This window comes from Mycobacterium sp. (assembly GCF_050701675.1).
GTDB lineage: Bacteria > Actinomycetota > Actinomycetes > Mycobacteriales > Mycobacteriaceae > Mycobacterium.
In genome coordinates, this window is sequence record NZ_JBOGDD010000678.1 from 1 (window position 1) to 1,678 (window position 1,678).

Sequence of the window (1,678 nt, forward strand, 5' to 3'; positions counted from 1 at the left end):
GCCGAAACGACTGCCGGCGATCCTTACGGGATTTGAACCGTGGCCGGCCCACCTTGCGACCCTTGCGTTTCCCGGTGGCCGAGTCGAAGAAGTTGCGCCACGCCCGCCGCGAATCGTTGACCGACTGCACCAATGCCACACTGGGCACCTCGGCCAGCCACGATCGTTGCTCAGTGGTCTTCCCGGCGGTGATCACCCGGCGCTGAATCTCACTGTCGGACAGCTTCACCCCGGCCCGATACGCCTCATCCCTGACCCGCAGAGCGTCGTTGAACACCACCCGAGTACACCCGAACACCCGCGCCAGCATCCCCTGCTGGGCCGGTGTCGGTTCGATGCGATACCGATAGCGCATCTGCATGCCCACGACTGTAAAGGCCACCTGTGACAACCCAGACCTATCGCCGCGCCCGACACAGCGCGTCGCAGCTGCACGCCCACCTCATGTTCGTGACGAAGTAGCACAGGCAGGTATTCACCGACGCCATGCTCACCTTCACCGAGCACACGATGGGTAGCGTGTGCGCCGAACTCAACGTCGAGCCAGTCGAGTTCAACGGCGAAACCGACCACGTCCACCTACCCATCGCCTACCCACCAACCCCGTCGATCACGACGCAGGTGCAACGACTCAAAGGCTGTACCCCTTACCCGGTCCACCGCGAAGACACCGGCGCCCGTGTCCGCATCCGCACGGGCGGACACCTCTGCTCCCCGTCCCACTTCACCGACACCTGCGCAGGCGCCCCGCCGTTCCATCATCAAGCAACACATCGACCGACAAACCCGACCACTCCGAACGCCGGACTACGCCCGCCGACAAACGAGATGGACTCACCCCGGACTGAAGTCCGAGACTTGCGCCCAAGATATCGGTCAACTGAGCCATCCACAGCCGGCGTGGTTGTGGACAACTTCTTCGCGGCATCACGGGATCACCGATCATTCGGCCATGAGCTACCGCGAGTTCCTGCCAATTCCGCCCCCCGAGACCGCCACCGACCCCATCGCCTCCCCCGCCGACCTGCACCAGCGCTGGCGGGCCTTGATGGGGACGCTGGGATTCGGCGAACGTCTGCTGTGGTTCGCCTTCATCGGACCCGACCGTCGCCTGATCAAGGTCGCAAGTCATGTGCCCGTCGCCGCGAGCCCAGAGCCCGCACTGGTCGAGAACGTGATGACCGCATTGAAGGTCCTCGTCGCCAACGTGGGTGAGGGCAGCACCGTCGCGCTACTTCTCAGCAGGCCCGGTGTCGGCGATGTCACCGACGCCGACAGGCAGTGGGCAACGGCACTCGAGGACGCGGCCAACCGCTTCGGCGTGCCGATCGAGCCGATCTTCCGCGCCAACGACGAAGCGATCGTCCTCGTCAGTCGAAGAGCTAACGCGGCTTAGGACGATGCCGATTCAACGGCGCGGGCGTGGGCTCGCACCCCGAGCAGGGATACGACGGTGTGGCCGGCGGCGTCACGCACCGCTCCTCGCGACCGCGTCGCGGAAGGCGTCCCCTCGCGTGGTGGGAGGACGACCGATCAGGGTGTGAAGGTCGGCACTGTCGGTGTAGAGCTCGCCACGGGCGAGGCCGTCGTCGGCGTCGGCCACGGCCGCGGCCATTTCTGCAGGCAGTCCCGCGCCGACCAGAAGATCGGTGTAATCACTGACCGGCATGTCTTGGTA

Annotated in this window: 2 protein-coding genes and 2 pseudogenes; 2 read left to right on the top strand and 2 right to left on the bottom strand. The window is 65.4% G+C overall.

Annotated elements, in window-relative coordinates; all coding sequences use genetic code 11:
* The coding region (locus tag ACRDUX_RS20810) for a transposase (protein WP_526416047.1) at positions 1 to 361 on the bottom strand (361 nt) is incomplete at its 3' end.
* 116 nt (positions 362 to 477) lie between these two features.
* Here ACRDUX_RS20810 and ACRDUX_RS20815 point away from each other — a divergent pair.
* Both ACRDUX_RS20815 and ACRDUX_RS20820 read left to right on the top strand, forming a co-directional pair.
* Positions 478 to 735: pseudogene (locus ACRDUX_RS20815) on the top strand (transposase); the annotation flags it as partial.
* Positions 736 to 952: 217 nt separating this feature from the next.
* Complete coding sequence (locus ACRDUX_RS20820) at positions 953 to 1,396, top strand: hypothetical protein (RefSeq protein ID WP_526416049.1); 444 nt, start codon at positions 953 to 955, stop codon at positions 1,394 to 1,396.
* Positions 1,397 to 1,468: 72 nt separating this feature from the next.
* Here ACRDUX_RS20820 and ACRDUX_RS20825 read toward each other — a convergent pair.
* Positions 1,469 to 1,678 (bottom strand): annotated as a pseudogene (locus ACRDUX_RS20825) (hypothetical protein); the annotation flags it as partial.

Excerpts from the sequence above, each read along its gene's own strand:
- ACRDUX_RS20820 (WP_526416049.1), top strand. The coding sequence starts at position 953 with ATGAGCTACCGCGAGTTCCTGCCAATTCCGCCCCCCGAGACCGCCACC.